This is a genomic window from Tepidimonas taiwanensis (genome assembly GCF_020162115.1).
GTDB classification, from domain to species: Bacteria; Pseudomonadota; Gammaproteobacteria; order Burkholderiales; family Burkholderiaceae_C; genus Tepidimonas; species Tepidimonas taiwanensis.
On sequence record NZ_CP083911.1, the window covers coordinates 1,969,419 to 1,984,152 of the forward strand.

At 72.2% G+C, this 14,734-nt stretch carries 14 protein-coding genes; 9 read left to right on the forward strand and 5 right to left on the reverse strand.

Annotated elements, in window-relative coordinates:
* Positions 1-15: 15 nt before the first annotated feature.
* Positions 16-756 (reverse strand): 2OG-Fe dioxygenase family protein, encoded by a 741-nt coding sequence (locus tag LCC91_RS09295; protein WP_143898427.1) that lies wholly within the window; start codon positions 754-756, stop codon positions 16-18.
* Positions 757-880: 124 nt separating this feature from the next.
* On the opposite strand from LCC91_RS09295, the gene LCC91_RS09300 reads away from it, so the two are divergent.
* Positions 881-1,726, forward strand: a complete 846-nt coding sequence (locus LCC91_RS09300; RefSeq protein ID WP_143898429.1) for a DUF2189 domain-containing protein — start codon at positions 881-883, stop codon at positions 1,724-1,726.
* Here LCC91_RS09300 and acuI read toward each other — a convergent pair.
* Positions 1,716-2,711, reverse strand: coding sequence for an acrylyl-CoA reductase (NADPH) (gene acuI, locus LCC91_RS09305; protein WP_043703925.1), 996 nt, complete (start codon positions 2,709-2,711; stop codon positions 1,716-1,718). The two genes, LCC91_RS09300 and acuI, sit on opposite strands and share 11 nt — an antisense overlap.
* 40 nt (positions 2,712-2,751) lie before the next feature.
* Positions 2,752-4,509, reverse strand: a complete 1,758-nt coding sequence (locus tag LCC91_RS09310) for a long-chain fatty acid--CoA ligase (RefSeq protein ID WP_143898431.1) — start codon at positions 4,507-4,509, stop codon at positions 2,752-2,754.
* A 202-nt stretch (positions 4,510-4,711) separates the two neighbouring features.
* Here LCC91_RS09310 and LCC91_RS09315 point away from each other — a divergent pair, with 202 nt between their 5' ends.
* The 7 genes from LCC91_RS09315 to coq7 all read left to right on the forward strand — a co-directional run bounded on the left by LCC91_RS09315 (position 4,712) and on the right by coq7 (position 11,459).
* On the forward strand, positions 4,712-5,950 hold the full coding sequence (locus LCC91_RS09315) for an MFS transporter (RefSeq protein ID WP_224440900.1): 1,239 nt from the start codon (positions 4,712-4,714) through the stop codon (positions 5,948-5,950).
* A 127-nt stretch (positions 5,951-6,077) separates the two neighbouring features.
* The gene (locus tag LCC91_RS09320; RefSeq protein WP_224440901.1) at positions 6,078-6,626 is read left to right on the forward strand and encodes a hypothetical protein; all 549 of its coding nucleotides are present in this window, start codon (positions 6,078-6,080) and stop codon (positions 6,624-6,626) included.
* 78 nt (positions 6,627-6,704) lie between these two features.
* On the forward strand, positions 6,705-8,024 hold the full coding sequence (locus LCC91_RS09325; protein WP_224440902.1) for a TolC family protein: 1,320 nt from the start codon (positions 6,705-6,707) through the stop codon (positions 8,022-8,024).
* A gap of 2 nt (positions 8,025-8,026) precedes the next feature.
* Positions 8,027-9,493, forward strand: a complete 1,467-nt coding sequence (locus tag LCC91_RS09330) for a multicopper oxidase family protein (RefSeq protein ID WP_143898621.1) — start codon at positions 8,027-8,029, stop codon at positions 9,491-9,493.
* Entirely contained in the window at positions 9,477-10,061 is a 585-nt protein-coding gene (locus tag LCC91_RS09335) for a cupredoxin domain-containing protein (protein ID WP_143898619.1), read from the forward strand. The genes LCC91_RS09330 and LCC91_RS09335 overlap by 17 nt, the downstream gene beginning before the upstream one ends.
* Positions 10,061-10,771: a copper-binding protein gene (locus LCC91_RS09340; RefSeq protein WP_185974942.1), complete on the forward strand. Its 711-nt coding sequence runs from the start codon at positions 10,061-10,063 to the stop codon at positions 10,769-10,771. Before LCC91_RS09335 ends, LCC91_RS09340 begins: the two co-directional genes overlap by 1 nt.
* Before the next feature lie 22 nt (positions 10,772-10,793).
* Positions 10,794-11,459: a 2-polyprenyl-3-methyl-6-methoxy-1,4-benzoquinone monooxygenase gene (gene coq7, locus LCC91_RS09345; protein ID WP_143898617.1), complete on the forward strand. Its 666-nt coding sequence runs from the start codon at positions 10,794-10,796 to the stop codon at positions 11,457-11,459.
* Between the two features lie 239 nt (positions 11,460-11,698).
* On the opposite strand, the gene LCC91_RS09350 is transcribed toward coq7, so the two are convergent.
* Complete coding sequence (locus tag LCC91_RS09350; RefSeq protein ID WP_143898615.1) at positions 11,699-12,151, reverse strand: OsmC family protein; 453 nt, start codon at positions 12,149-12,151, stop codon at positions 11,699-11,701.
* A 275-nt stretch (positions 12,152-12,426) separates the two neighbouring features.
* Between LCC91_RS09350 and ilvA the strand changes: the two genes are divergently transcribed.
* On the forward strand, positions 12,427-14,019 hold the full coding sequence (ilvA, locus tag LCC91_RS09355; RefSeq protein WP_224440903.1) for a threonine ammonia-lyase, biosynthetic: 1,593 nt from the start codon (positions 12,427-12,429) through the stop codon (positions 14,017-14,019).
* A gap of 179 nt (positions 14,020-14,198) precedes the next feature.
* On the opposite strand, the gene LCC91_RS09360 is transcribed toward ilvA, so the two are convergent.
* Complete coding sequence (locus tag LCC91_RS09360) at positions 14,199-14,654, reverse strand: type II secretion system protein N (RefSeq protein ID WP_224440904.1); 456 nt, start codon at positions 14,652-14,654, stop codon at positions 14,199-14,201.
* Positions 14,655-14,734 lie beyond the last annotated feature (80 nt).

Consider the following 14,734-nt stretch of genomic DNA (forward strand, 5'->3'; position numbering starts at 1 on the left):
TGAGCGCGACCGCGCTCAATCGCCGAGGAACCCCCCGGCGCGGCACGTCAGCACCAGCGTGTCGCGCCAGCCCGGCTCGCCCGGCGCGACGGGCTGGATCGGCGTCGTCTCGTGGATCACGCGCGTGTCGTCCAGCAACAGCGCCGACCACGGCTCGGTCAGCGTAAAGCGCTGGCCGTTGGGGCCGTCGGCTTCGAAAACGCGGCTCTCCCCGCCCTTGATGCAGTGGCGGCCGACCAGAAACACGGCCACCAGGTCGACGCCGTCGCGGTGCGCTCCTTCGGGCGTCGGGCGGCCGATGCCGCCGGTGGTGTCGATGCGGAAAGGATGCGCCTCCACGTACCACGGCTGCGCGCCGCGCAAGGCCGACGCGGCCGCCGCCGTGCGTTGCAGCAGCCGCGGCCACGCCGGCTGTGCCAGCAGCGCGTCCGTCAGCGGCGCAAACCAGCGCCGCATGCCGCCGTGCAGCGCGTTGTACTCCAGCGGCTGGTAGTGCGCGCGCGGGGGCACGGGCGCGATGCGGTCCCCCTCGACGATGAAGCAGCCGTGCCGGCGGCGGCGGTAACGCCCCCCGTCCTTCAGGTATTCGTCCAGCGGCAGGTCGTCCCACGCCGGGTTCAGCGCCGCCAGCGCATCCGCGCCCAGTCCGAGCCAGTCGCGCACCGCCGCCGCATCCAGCACGGCGTAGCCCTGGCGGATCAGGGTCGGGGCGAGCGCGGCGGCAGCAACGGCGGGGGGCACGAAGGGCGTGGTCATGGTGCCGCGAGTGTAGCCGCCTTGCCGGTGCGGCTCAGGGTAAACGCTAGGCCCATCCCCCGAGGGGTTGTGCTTTACTTGTCGTGATTGACAAAAATCAAACGGCGAAACCCGGAGGAGACCGATGGCCACCACCCACCCCGATGCGAGCCCCCCGCACCACGACACGCCGGCCAGCCCCGAACGCGAGTCGGTGTTCTCGCTGCCGCTGGCCGATCTGACGCCGGCCGCGCCGTTCCAGTGGCTGGCGGCCGGCTGGCGCGACTTCCGGTGCTGCCCGCGCATCGGCCTCTTCTACGGCGCGTGCTTCGCGCTCATGGGGCAGGCGCTGTGGCAGGCCTTCCTGCACGCCCCCGCGTACGTGCTCGCGCTGTCGGCGGGTTTTCTGCTGATGGGGCCGTTCCTGGCGCTGGGGCTGTACGACGCCAGCCGCGCGCTGGAGGAGGGCCGCACGCCCTCGCTGCGCGCGTCGCTGACGAGCTGGCGGCCGACGCTGTCCACGATGGCGATCTTCGCCGGTGTGCTGCTGATCCTGGAAATGCTGTGGGGGCGCGCGTCGCTCGTGGTGTTCGCGGTGACGATGAACACCATGCCCTCCAGCGAAAACATGCTCGCCGCGCTGATCAGCCTGGACAACGTCGAGTTCCTGATCACCTATGTCGTCGTCGGCGCGATCTTCGCCGGGCTGATCTTCGTCAGCAGCGCGATTTCGATCCCGATGATCCTGGACCGGCAGACCGATGCCGTCTCGGCGGCGCTGACGAGCTTTCGCGCCTGCCTGCAAAACCCGGGCGTGATGTTGCTGTGGGGGGCGCTGATCACCGGGCTGTGCGTGCTGGCGATGCTGCCGGCGTTCCTCGGGCTGCTCGTGGTCGGGCCGGTGCTCGGCCACGCCACGTGGCACGCCTACCGGAACATCGTGCCCGCGCCCGAGCGCGCCCGGCCGGGCGACGACAGCGTCACGCGTTGACGTCCACCACCAGCCGCCCGCGCACGCGGCCGGCCAGCACGTCGTCCGCGGCGGCGATCGCCTCGGCCAGCCCGATCGTGCGCGTCATGCGCGCGAGCAGCCCGCGATCCAGCTCGGCGGCCAGCCGCTGCCACGCGACGCGCCGGCGCGCCATCGGTGCCATCACGCTGTCGATGCCGTACAGCGTCACCCCGCGCAGGATGAACGGCGCCACCGTCGCCGGAAAGTCCATCCCCTGCGCCAGCCCGCACGCCGCCACGGCCCCGCCGTAGCGCGTGCTGGCACAGGCGTTGGCGAGCGTGTGGCTGCCCACCGCGTCGACGGCGCCGATCCAGCGTTCCTTCTGCAGCGGCTTGCCCGGCGCCGACAGGGTCGTGCGGTCGATCACCTCGGCCGCGCCCAGCGCGCGCAGGTAGTCGGCCTCGTGTGGGCGACCGGTCGACGCCACCACCCGGTGTCCGGCGCGTGCCAGCAGCGCCACGGCCACGCTGCCCACGCCCCCCGCGGCGCCGGTGACGAGCACGTCGCCCGCGCCGGGCGTCACCCCCTGCGCCTGCCAGTGCGCCTCCAGCGCCACCACGCACAGCATCGCGGTATAGCCGGCGGTACCGATGGCCATCGCCTCCGCCGCCGACAGGCCGGCCGGCAGCGGCAGCAGCCAGTCGGCCTTCAGGCGCGCGCGCTGCGCCAGACCGCCCCAGTGCACCTCGCCCACCCCCCAGCCGTTGAGCAGCACCGCGTCGCCGGGGGCAAAGCGCGGGTCGTCGCTCGCCTCCACCGTGCCCGCGAGGTCGATGCCGGGCACCATCGGAAACTGCCGCACCACCGGCGAGCGGCCGGTGATGGCCAGCGCGTCCTTGTAGTTCAGCGTCGAGTGCGAGACGCGCACGGTCACCTCGCCCGCGGGCAGGCGCTCGTCGGGCAGTTCGGCCAGCGTGCAGCCATAGCCGGCTTCGGTCTTGTCGATCAGCAGGGCGCGAAACATCGCTCGTCTCCTCCGTGGCGATGGCGGCGATTCTGGCACGTCACGCGCCCACCGGCGCGGAGGCGGCGGCGCGCGCCTGTTCCTGCAGCAGCCGCCACATCACCTTGCCGCTGCCGCTCTTGGGCAGCGCATCGACAAACTCGACGATGCGCGGGGCCTTGTACGCCGCCATGTGCTCGTGGCACCAGGCGATGATGTCCGCTTCGCTGACGGTGCCGCGCGCTTGCTGCCGCAGCACGACGACGGCCTTGACCGTCTCGCCGCGGTAGGCGTCGGGCACACCGATGACGCACGCCTCGGCGATCGCCGGGTGGCGGAACATCAGCGCCTCCACCTCCGCCGGCCAGACTTTGAAGCCGCTGGCGTTGATCATGCGCTTGAGGCGATCGGTGATGAAGAAATAGCCCTCCTCGTCCCTGCGGCCCAGGTCGCCGGTGCGGAAGTACCGCCGCCCGTCACGCTCGAAAAACACCGCCGCCGTCGCCTCCGGCCGCTGCCAGTAGCCGTCGAACACCATCGGGCCGCTGACCACGATTTCGCCCGCCTCGCCCACCGGCAGCTCCTGCAGCGTCTCGGGGTCGACGATACGCGCGTCGCAGCCGATGAAGGGCACGCCCAGGCACTGGGCCTTCGGCGCGTCGGGGGGGTTGTGGTGTGACGGCGCCGCGGTCTCGGTCAGGCCATAACCCTCGACATAGCGCAGGCCGAACTGGTCGTACAGACGCTGCGCCACCGCCGCGGGCATCGCCGCGCCGCCGCCGCCGATGAAGATCAGGCTGGAGAGGTCGTAGCGGTCGAAGTGCGGGCTCGCCAGCAGGTCGATCACCATCGTCGGGATGTTGGTCCAGTGCGTCACCTTCCAGCGCGAGATCAGCCGCCCCGCCAGATCGCGATCCCAGCGCGGCATGATCACCGACGTCGCCCCCAGATAAACGCTGGTGTGCATGCCGGCCACCATGCCGGTGATGTGGAACATCGGCACCACCAGCAGCCCGACGTTTTCCGCGGTGCCGTTGGTCCACACCGCAGCGGCCACCGCGTTGTGCATCAGCGTGCGGTGCGGGTGCATGCAGCCCTTGGGCAGCCCCGTCGTGCCGCTGGTGTAGGGCAGCACGGCCAGGTCGTCCGGCCCCACGACGTGCGGCGGCAGCGGTGCGGTGCAGGCCATCGCCTCCGCCCAGTCCGCCACCCGCCCCTCGGTCAGGGTCGGCAGCGGATGGCGCGTGCCCAGCCAATCGCGCCACGCCACCGGCACCGCGTCGCCGTCGAAGGCGTCGTCCGGCATCGCATCGCGGTAGTGCAGCACCAGCAGGTGGTGCAGCCGCTGTCCGGACGGCAGCGCGGCGTCGGCGGCGCACAAAGCCGGCGCCAGGTCCGCGGCGGCGATGGCCACACGCGCCTGCGGGTCGGTGATGTAGTGGCCCAGCTCGTCGGCCTTGTTCATCGGGTTGACCGGCACCACGACCGCGTTGGCGCGCAGGATGCCGTAGTACGCCGCGATGAACTGCGGGCAGTTCTGCAGGAAGAGGATGACGCGGTCGCCGCGCTGTACGCCACACGCGGCGAGCCAGGCGGCGATGCGCTCCGCCTGGTGCAGCAGCTCCGGGTACGTCGTGACGCGGTCGAAGAAGACGGTCGCAGGCTTGTGCGGGTAGCGGCGCGCGCTGACCTCCAGGTTGAACCACAGCGAGGTCTGCGGCGGGTGGATCGCGCGGGGCACGCGCGCGGGCCAGACGCGGGCGTGGGGCCGGTCGTCCCCGGCGGTGCGCGCGCGGGGTTCGGACGGGACGTGGCTCATCGGGTCGTCTCCTCTGCTGTCGATGTTCGCGGGCCCTCGCGTGTCCTGACGGGTCTGGCGGGGCCCTGCTTCACGCCACAGCATAGACAGCGCGCGGCTCCCCCGCCAAGCGGGGACCTGTCCCCCACGAGACCAGGCCCCACGGCCACGGCGTCGCCCACGCGTCCGCGTTCATCCCCGCAACCCCGTACCATGGCGCCCCATGTCCGCCCCGGCTTCCCCCACGCCGCCCGCGCCCGGTGGGTCCAGCCCCACCGGCCCCGACGCGGCTGCCGCCGCCCCGCTGCCCGGGTGGCTGTGGCTGTTTGCCGCGTGCAATTTCGTCATCGGCACCGGCGCGTTCGGGATGACCGGCTACCTCGGTCCGGTGGCCGAGGGACTGGGGGTGAGCGTCAGCGCAGCCGGCCAGACGATGACCGTGTACGCGCTGGCCAACGCGGTGCTGGCGCCGCTGCTGCTGGCGCTGACGGCGCGCTGGCGCCGGGCCGCGGTGATGCGGCTGGCGCTGGGGCTGTTCGCCGGCGGCACGCTGCTCAGCGCCGCGGCCCCCTCCCTCGCGGTGCTGATGGCCGGCCGGGTGCTGATGGGCGCCGGGGCGGTGTTCACGCCCGTGGCGGCGGGCCTCGCGGTGCAGCTCGCCACCCCCGAGCAGCGCGGTCGGGCGCTGTCGCGCACGTTTCTCGGCATGAGCCTGAGCTACGTGCTCGGGATGCCCTACGGCGCGTGGGTCGGGCTGCAGTGGGGATGGCGCTGGCCGCTGCTGAGCGTCGGCGTGGCCGCGCTGCTGATCGGCTGGCTGCTGCACCGCCGGCTGCGCGCGGGGATGGAGCCGGGCGGCACACCCCTCGGCGGCATCGGCGCGCTGCTGCGGCGGCGCGATGTCGTGGTCGCGCTGGCGCTGACGCTTCTGTACTTCACCGGGATCTTCGTCGTCACGGCGTACATGGGGCCGGTACAGCTGGCGCTCAATCCGCTCACGCCACCGCAGCTGAGTGCGCTGCTGGCCACCACCGGCGCCGCGGGCGTCGTGGGCACGCTGGCCGGCGGGTGGGCGGCCGATCGGCTCGGCCCCCGCCGCACGCTGGTACTGTTCCTCGGCTGCCTGCTGGTGGCGATGGTGTCGGCACCCCTCACGGCGGGGCACCCCCTGGTCACCACCGCCGTGTTCGCGATCTGGACGACATGCGGCTTCGGCCTGATGACCCCGCAACAGTCGCGGTTGGCGGAACTGGCGTTTGCGCAGGCGCCGCTGCTGCTGAGCCTCAATGCCTCGATGGTGTACATCGGCACGGCGCTGGGCTCGGCGATCGGCGGTGCCGCCATCCCGGTGATCGGGTTGGCGCACCTGCCGTGGCTCGGCGCGGTGTTCGTGGCCGGGGCGCTCGCGACGCTGGCGCTGCGGCCCACGCCACGGCGCCCGCGTGGACTGGCGCCCGCCTGAACGGTGGCGGCGGTCCCGTGGCGGCGGTCCCGTGCAGGGCGTTGTCCGCCTCGGCGGTCACGTCAGGATCCGGCCGCTTCCACCCCGGGCCGCTGCAGGGACGGCACCGCCCCGCTATCATCCCTCCATGCGTCGCGTGCTCGTCTGGTGCCTGCTCGCCCTGCTGCCCTGGCGGCTGTGGGCCGCGGACGCCATGGCCTGGCGCATGGCGGTCACGCCGGCGCTGGCCGCGGCGGCGCATGGCGGGCCGACGGGCCCCGGGCATCCGGGGCACCCCCACGCGGCGCACGACGCCACCGGAGCGTGCGCGCACGGGTCGGTCGCGTCGCACGGATCGCATGGCGCGCATCCCGTGTCCCCCGTCGATGGTGTCGCGGCAGCGTTGCCGCCGGTCCACTCCGCTTCTCACCCTGCCCCCACCGATCACGGCAGCGGGCTCGCGGTGACACCGTTGCCCGTCGATACCGCCGCGGGCGCACCGCGCCACGACGCCACCCCCGGGGGCTTCACGGGCCATGCCGCCTGCACGGTGTGCGACCTGTACCACAACCCGCCGTTGCAAACCACCACTTGGGTGCTGCCACCGCACCCCGTGCCGTACGCATGGGATGTCACGCAATGGCGCGCACCGGCCGACCCCGCCCCGCGCCCCCTGCTCAAACCCCCGATCGCCTGAAAGCCCCCCGTATCCGGTGACGCGCACCGGCGGCACCCGCCGCGCGCGTCGATCCTCCCCGTCTTTCCGGAGATCGCCATGCCCTTCGTTTCCCTTCGCTGGCGCGGCGCCGTGCCGTGGGCGCTGGGTGCGCTCGCCACCGCCGCGCTGGCGCAAGCCACCCACGACCACCCCCCTGCGGCACCCGCCGCCCCCCCGGCCCCTGCGTCGGTGCCATCGACCCACCCCGACGCTGCCGCTGACGCGGCCGCTGCGTGGCGCGCCGCCAACGAGGCGGTCGGTGCCTTCCCGCGCGGTCACGCCGACATCGTGCGCTGGGAACGCGCCCACCTGCCGCCGTCCGCGCCGGACGCGTCATCTACTCCTGCGACGGCGACCGCTTCCCAGTGGACGCTGGACGACATCCGCCGGCTGGCGCTGCGCCAGCGCGCGGACCTGCTGATCCCCCCGGGACTAGGGGTGGTCGAACGCCTGCAACGCGAACAGGCCGCCGCCGAGGCGGTGCTGCAGGCGCAGGCTGCATGGATCGAGGCCATCGCCGCCCGCGCGCAGCGCCGTCTGCGCGAAGAGGGCCACCACGCTGCCGAAAGCGGCGCGGAACTGGCCGCGCGCATGCAGCGCGTGGGCAACTTCAGCGCCGAGCGCGCGTTGCGCGAAGCCACCGTCGCGCACGCCACCGCCGCGGCGCTGGAACAGGCGCGGCTCGCCGAACGGCAGGCCCTGGTGCGGCTGTGGCAGACCGTCGGCGGTGCCGCGGCACCCGAGGCCGTCTCGGACCACCTGCCACGGGCCTTGCCCGCGCTGCCCCCGTTACCCGGTGACGAGGCACGGCCGACGCTCGCGGCCCAGCAGCGGGCCCACCACCCGCAGTGGCCAGCGGTTCAGGCCGAGGCGGAACGCGCGCGCGCGGCGCTGCCCCCCGGTGCATGGGAGGCGCTGCAGCGCGCCGTCGACGCCGCCGTCGCGCGCGGCGCACCGCTCGCCCCGCGACTCGATCCGACGCAGCCGCGCTGGCCACACGGGTGGGAAGCCGCGCTGCACGCCCAGCAGGCGTTCGAGCGCCTGCAGCGCCAGCTCGACGGCGACCTGACGCTCGCCTTGGCCGCCGCCCGTCACGCCGCACAGCAGGCACAGCTGCAGCGCACCGTTCGCCTGCCCGCCGCGCAACGGCTGGAGGAGGAAACCCTGCTGCGCTACAACGGCATGCTGGTGGGCACGTGGGAGCTGCTCGCCGCCGCGCGGGAGCGCCTGGCCGCGCAGGAAGCCACCGTCGCCGCCGAGCGCGACGCGTGGCTGGCCTGGCTGGACCTGCAGACCGTGCTCGCGGGCCTGCCGTACCGCGGCCGCACCGCCAGCGCCACCCCCGATGCCCCCGACACAGCCGCGAAAGGACACTGACCATGCAACGCCGACGCTTCTTTGCCCAGGCCCTGGCGGGCACCGCCGCGGTGGCCAGCGCCGCCGTCGGGCGCCACGCGCTCGCCGGCCTGCCCGAACCGGTCATCCGCACCACCCCGGACACCGCCGGCCCCTGGACGCCGCCCGGTGTCACCGGCGCGGGGCGGCCGTACCGCCCGGTCGTCACGCTCAACGGCTGGACGCTGCCGTTCCGCCTCAAGGACGGCGTCAAGGAATTCCACCTCGTGGCCGAACCGGTGGTGCGCGAGTTTGCGCCCGGCTTTGCCGTCAACCTCTGGGGCTACAACGGCAGCAGCCCCGGCCCCACCCTCGAGGTGGTCGAGGGCGACCGTGTACGCATCTACGTCACCAACCGGCTGCCGGAGCACACCACCATCCACTGGCACGGCCAGCGCCTGCCCAACGGCATGGACGGGGTGGGGGGTCTCAACCAGCCGCAGATCCCGCCGGGCAAGACCTTCGTCTACGAATTCGTCGCGCGCCGCCCCGGCACCTTCATGTACCACCCGCACGCCGACGAGATGGTGCAGATGGCCATGGGCATGATGGGCTTCTGGGTCACGCACCCCAAGGACCGCCACCCGTGGATCGCCGACGTGGACCGCGACTACTGCTTCCTGCTCAACGCCTTCGACGTCACGCCCGGGGCGCGCACACCCAACGTCAACACCATGCTCGACTTCAACATCTGGGCGTGGAACAGCCGCGTCTTCCCCGGCATCGACCCGCTGGTGGCACGCCTCGGTGAGCGGGTGCGCGTGCGCATCGGCAACCTGACGATGACCAACCACCCCATCCACATCCACGGCATCGAGTTCGAGGTCACCGGCACCGACGGCGGCCCGACGCGCCCCGAGTCGCGCTGGATGGAAGTCACCGCCGATATCGCGGTGGGGCAGATGCGGCAGCTCGAATTTATCGCCGACGAGGAAGGCGACTGGGCGATGCACTGCCACAAGAGCCACCACACGATGGGTGCGATGGGGCACGGCGTGCCGACGATGATCGGCGTGGACCACCGTGGCCTGGTGCAGCGCATCCAGCGCGTCGTGCCGGACTACATGGTGATGGGCGAGCGCGGCATGGCCGACATGGGCGAGATGGAAATGCCGCTGCCGGACAATACCTTCCCGATGATGACCGGCACCGGCCCCTACGGCCCGATCGAGATGGGCGGTATGTTCACGACGCTCAAGGTGCGCCACGACCAGCCCCCGGGCGACTACCGCGACCCGGGCTGGTACCGCCAGCCGCCGGGGACGCAGGCGTACCCCGTTGCGGCCGATCAGGCCCCGGCCGCCCCATCCGCCCCCACACCGCCCGCGTCAGCCCACGGTGCGCACACGGCCCCCGCATCCCCGGCGCCCGCGCATGGCACGCACGCCGCCCCCCGCGCGCCGTTCGACGCGCGCAAACCCCACGGAGGACACCATGGCCATCACCACTGAACGCCGCCGCCTGGCGTGGCTCGTCGCGCTGGCCCCACTGGCCCCGCTGACCTCATTGGGGGCTTGGCCGCTGAGCGCGCGCGCCCACGGCAGCGCCCACCACGGCGCGGGACACGGCAGCGGGCACGGCGGGCACGCTGCCGCCGCGCTGCCGCCGGAGCAAAAGCCCTGGGGCATCGCTGGCGACCCACGACGCGTGCGCCGCACCATCGAAATCCGCATGACGGACGACATGCGCTTCACGCCCGACCGCCTGACCGTGCGCGAGGGCGAGACCGTGCGCCTGCGCGCCGTCAACCGCGGGCGGGTCATGCACGAAATCGTCATCGGCACCCCGGAGGAACTCGCCGCCCACGCCGAACTCATGAAAAGGCACCCGGACATGGAACATGACGAGCCCTATATGGCGCACGTCCCGCCGGGCCAGCGCGGCGAGATCGTGTGGCACTTCAACCGGGCGGGGGACTTCCAGTTCGCCTGCCTGATCCCCGGGCACTTCGAGGCCGGCATGGTGGGCCACATCCGGGTGGAACCCGCGGCCGGGACGGACAAGGAGAGGACGCGATGATGAACCGACGCGCATGGTTGTGGGGCGCTGCGGGGGCCGCCACGCTGGCGGCGACCCCCGCGTGGGCACAGGCGGCTCCCCTCGTGGAAGTGTGGAAGGACCCGAACTGCGGTTGCTGCAACGACTGGATCCGGCACCTGGAAAGCCACGGCTTTCGCGTGCAGGCCTTCGACACCGGCAACACCGGCATGCGGCAGCGCTTGGGCATGCCGCTGGCGCTGGGCTCGTGCCACACGGCGCGCGTGGGCGGCTACGTCATCGAAGGGCACGTTCCCGCCACCGACATTCAGCGCCTGCTGCGTGAGCGCCCGGTGGCGCTGGGTCTTTCGGTGCCGCGCATGCCGGTGGGCAGCCCCGGCATGGACGGCCCCGAATACGGCGGGCGGCGCGACCCGTACGACGTGCTGCTCGTGCAGCGCGACGGCAGCACGCGCGTGTGGGCGAGCTACCACCGCACACAAGCGCCGGCCGCCGCGCCCAGCGCCGACCGCTGGGCCGAAGGCGAGGTGCGCCGCATCGACGCCGCCGCACGCAAGATCACGCTGCGCCACGGCGACATTCCGGACCTGGACATGCCGCCGATGACCATGGTCTTCCAGGTGCGCGACGCCGCCCTGCTGCAGGGCCTGCAGCCCGGCGCGCGCGTGCGCTTCCGCGCCGAAAAGGCGGGCGGCACCTACTTCGTGACCGAGATCAAACCCGCCCCGTGATCCCCCCACTACCATGCGCGCCATGACCACCGCCGTCGATGCCCTGCTGATCACCGCCGACAACGCGCTGCGCACGCTGTTCGCCCCGCACCGGGCAGCCCGCCCCACCCCCACCGTGCCACCCGAGCGGCAGGCAGAAGCCGCCCAGATGACCGAGGGCGAGCGGCGGCTCGCCGGCGCGCTGATGCGCGTCAACCACGTCGGGGAGATCTGCGCGCAGGCGCTCTACACCGGTCAGGCGCTGGCCGCGCGCCTCGGGCCCGGCAGCGCGGCGGAGCGCGAGCGCACCGCGCGCCACCTGGAAGCCGCCGCGCAGGACGAGACCGACCACCTGGCATGGTGCCAGCAGCGGCTCGACGAGCTGGGCGACCGCCGCTCCCTGCTGTGCCCGCTGTGGTACGCGGGGGCGCTGGGCATCGGGCTCGCCGCCGGGCTCGCCGGGCGCGGGGTGAGTCTGGGCTTCGTCGTCGAAACCGAACGCCAGGTCGAAGCGCACCTCGACGGCCATCTGGAGCGCCTGCCGACGCGCGACCACCCCTCGCGCGCCATCGTCGCGCAAATGAAGGAAGACGAAATCCGCCACGCGCGCGACGCGCAGCACGCAGGCGGGGTGGAACTGCCCACCCCCGTCAAGTGGGCGATGCGCGCTGCCGCCAAGGTGATGACGACCGTGGCGCACCGCATTTGAGCAGCGCGTCCCCCGGCAGAACCGCGCCGCCGGGCGCGCGCGGCGGCAGTCCGCCACGTACACCGGGCACTGGGCAGCGTCCGGTCACTGGGCACGCCGCGAGCGGAAAGCCATCGCGGACGATCCCTTCTGTCGCCGCGCAATGCCAACCCCACCACCGTATCGTCATCCTCCGGCACAACGCGGGTCGATATCGATTTGGCAGCAACGCCGGTACCGTACCACCGTCCCGGTGTCACTCAATCGACCTCGACCAGCTCATAGCTGGTCGTGATCTGCGCCGTCTTGCCCAGCATGATGCTGGCCGAGCAGTATTTCTCGTGGCTGAGCTGAATGGCGCGCTCGACCGCCGCGGCCGGAATGCCCTTGCCGTGCACGACGAAGTGCATGTGGATGGACGTAAACACCTTCGGTTCGGTCTCGGCGCGCGTGGCGCTGAGCTTGACCTGGCAGCCGCGGATGTCGTGCCGGCCGCGCTTGAGGATCATCACCACGTCGAACGACGTGCACCCCCCCGTGCCCGCGAGCACCAGCTCCATCGGCCGGGGCGCCAGGTTCGCACCGCTCGTCTCGGGCTTGGCCGGGTCGACCGCACCGTCCATCGCCACCACGTGGCCGCTGCCGGTCGCCGCCACGAACCCCATGTTGGACCCGGCCCCGACCGGGCCGGTCCACGTCACCGTGCATTCCATCGAATCGTCTCCCAAACGACACGCGGCCCCACGCCGCATGTTGCACTGCAATATAAGCGCTGTATAATACGAACCATTGTACGCGGCCATCGCCTCTGGTCACTGGGCCCAGTCACCGGGGCATCATGGCAGCGTCGACCGGTTGTCTCCTCTGCCCTCTATGGGTGGTTCCAAGCCCAGGCATCGCGCCTGGGCTTTTTTTTGGCTCGCCCGCGCGGCCGACGCGGGGCGGGTGCCGCGGGTCGTATCATTCAAAGGATTTTGACTGGTCATCCATGAGCCCCACCCGCCCCGCCCAACCGCCCGCGTCGCCCCCGGCCGCCGCCCTCACCCCGGCCGACTACCTGAAAAAAATTCTCACTGCCCGCGTGTACGACGTCGCGCGCGAGACGGCGCTGGAGCCGGCGCGCAACCTCAGCCGCCGCCTGCACAACAAGGTGCTGCTCAAGCGCGAGGACCAGCAGCCCGTGTTCAGCTTCAAGCTGCGCGGGGCGTACAACAAGCTCGCCCACCTGGCGCCCGAGCAGCTGCAGCGCGGGGTCATCTGCGCCTCGGCCGGCAACCACGCGCAGGGCGTGGCGCTGGGTGCGCACAAGCTGGGGGCCCGTGCGGTCATCGTCATGCCCACGACCACGCCGCAGGTCAAGGTCGACGCCGTGCGCGCGCTCGGTGGCGAGGTCGTGTTGCACGGCGACAGCTACTCCGACGCGGCCCAGCACGCGCAGGCGTTGGCGCAGCAACAGGGCCTGACCTTCGTGCACCCCTTCGACGACCCGGACGTCATCGCCGGCCAAGGGACGATCGCGATGGAGATGCTGCGCCAGCTCCAGGGCCTGGGCTCGCAGCGGCTCGACGCGGTGTTCGTCGCCATCGGCGGCGGCGGGCTGATCGCCGGCATCGCCAACTACTTCAAGGCCGTGCGGCCGGAGGTGCGCATCATCGGCGTGCAGATGCGCGACTCCGACGCGATGTTGCGCTCTGTGCAGGCGGGCGAGCGCGTGCAGCTCGCCGACGTGGGGTTGTTTTCCGACGGCACCGCGGTCAAGCTCGTCGGCGAGGAGACCTTTCGCGTCACGCGCGAGCTGGTCGATGGCTTCGTCACCGTCGACACCGACGAAGTCTGCGCCGCCATCAAGGACGTGTTCGTCGACACGCGCAGCATCGTCGAGCCGGCCGGCGCGATGGCGGTGGCCGCGATCAAGAAATACGTCGCCGAGCACAAGACGCGCGGCGAGACCTACGCCGCCATCCTGTGCGGGGCCAACATGAATTTCGACCGGCTGCGCTTCGTCGCCGAGCGCGCCGAGGTCGGCGAGGAGCGCGAGGCGCTGTTTGCCGTCACCATCCCCGAGGAGCGCGGCAGCTTCCTGCGCTTCCTGCAGGCGATCGGAACGCTGCCGGGCGGTCCGCGCAACGTCACCGAATTCAACTACCGCATCCACGACCCGAAACAGGCGCACGTCTTCGTCGGCTTGACCACCCACGGCCGTGGCGAGAGCGGCAAGATCGCCGCTGCTTTCGAAAAACACGGCTTTCCGACGCTGGACCTGACGCACGACGACCTGGCGCAGGAGCACATCCGCCACATGGTCGGCGGCCACTCGCCGCTGGCGCAGGACGAGCGGCTGCTGCGCTTCATCTTCCCCGAACGGCCCGGGGCGCTGCTGAAATTCCTCACCCTCATGCGGCCCAGCTGGAACATCAGCCTGTTCCACTACCGCAACCAGGGCGCCGACTACGGCCGCATCCTCGTCGGTCTACAAGTCCCGCCCAAGGACGAGCGCGCGTTCCAGCACTTCCTGCAGGAACTCGGCTACCCCTACGTGGACGAGACCGACAACCCGGTGTGTCGGTTATTTTTGCGCTGAGTGTCGAGCGCCGCCGAGAACGGTATATCGGTTGGGCGGCACCCGCCCTCGCTGGCAGCGAGGATTGCATCCAGTGGTGCATCTAACGGTGTGGCCCGCTCATAAACCGCGTCCATCTCGCGAATGAGACAGCGCGAGGGAAAACCCGCTACCGCGCAACGTCGGCCCCAAGCGGACACTCACCGCTGCGCTAATGCTGCGTCCGCCTTCGCTGGCAGGCGCAAGGTCACGGCCTCGCCGCCCCCGGCGGGCACCAGCATTACCGCATCGCGCTCCACGCGCGCCACGCGCCAGCCATCGGGCAAGGCGGTCCCTTGCCGGACGACGCGCGGCGGCTGCCCGTCGCGCGCGAGCACGGCAGACCCGGCCCCGTCGCGGCCGGCCACCACACCCACCAACCGCCACGGACCCGCTCCCGGCGCGGGGGAGGACGGTTCCGCGACCGTACCCGCCGGTTCGCCCCCCCCGAGCGCGCGCGCCACGCGCTGCGCGTCGATCACCGGCGCGGACGCGGGCGGCAGCGGCTGCGGCTGGGACGGGGCGGCCCTTCCCCAGCCTTGCCAGCCCCAGTACGCTGCCTGCAAGCCGGCGAGCATCCACACGATCACGCCCGCCCACCGGGCGGCGCGTGCCAACGGCGCACGGGCGGACGTCGGGGTAGTGGGAGAACGGCGCCATTCACGCATGAACGCAAGTATCACCGATTCCCGCGCCC

Coding starts and splice junctions, on each gene's coding strand:
- LCC91_RS09295 (WP_143898427.1), bottom strand. CDS start 756: ATGACCACGCCCTTCGTGCCCCCCGCCGTTGCTGCCGCCGCGCTCGCC.
- LCC91_RS09300 (WP_143898429.1), top strand. CDS start 881: ATGGCCACCACCCACCCCGATGCGAGCCCCCCGCACCACGACACGCCG.
- acuI (WP_043703925.1), bottom strand. CDS start 2,711: ATGTTTCGCGCCCTGCTGATCGACAAGACCGAAGCCGGCTATGGCTGC.
- LCC91_RS09310 (WP_143898431.1), bottom strand. CDS start 4,509: ATGAGCCACGTCCCGTCCGAACCCCGCGCGCGCACCGCCGGGGACGAC.
- LCC91_RS09315 (WP_224440900.1), top strand. CDS start 4,712: ATGTCCGCCCCGGCTTCCCCCACGCCGCCCGCGCCCGGTGGGTCCAGC.
- LCC91_RS09320 (WP_224440901.1), top strand. CDS start 6,078: ATGCGTCGCGTGCTCGTCTGGTGCCTGCTCGCCCTGCTGCCCTGGCGG.
- LCC91_RS09325 (WP_224440902.1), top strand. CDS start 6,705: ATGCCCTTCGTTTCCCTTCGCTGGCGCGGCGCCGTGCCGTGGGCGCTG.
- LCC91_RS09330 (WP_143898621.1), top strand. CDS start 8,027: ATGCAACGCCGACGCTTCTTTGCCCAGGCCCTGGCGGGCACCGCCGCG.
- LCC91_RS09335 (WP_143898619.1), top strand. CDS start 9,477: ATGGCCATCACCACTGAACGCCGCCGCCTGGCGTGGCTCGTCGCGCTG.
- LCC91_RS09340 (WP_185974942.1), top strand. CDS start 10,061: ATGAACCGACGCGCATGGTTGTGGGGCGCTGCGGGGGCCGCCACGCTG.
- coq7 (WP_143898617.1), top strand. CDS start 10,794: ATGACCACCGCCGTCGATGCCCTGCTGATCACCGCCGACAACGCGCTG.
- LCC91_RS09350 (WP_143898615.1), bottom strand. CDS start 12,151: ATGGAATGCACGGTGACGTGGACCGGCCCGGTCGGGGCCGGGTCCAAC.
- ilvA (WP_224440903.1), top strand. CDS start 12,427: ATGAGCCCCACCCGCCCCGCCCAACCGCCCGCGTCGCCCCCGGCCGCC.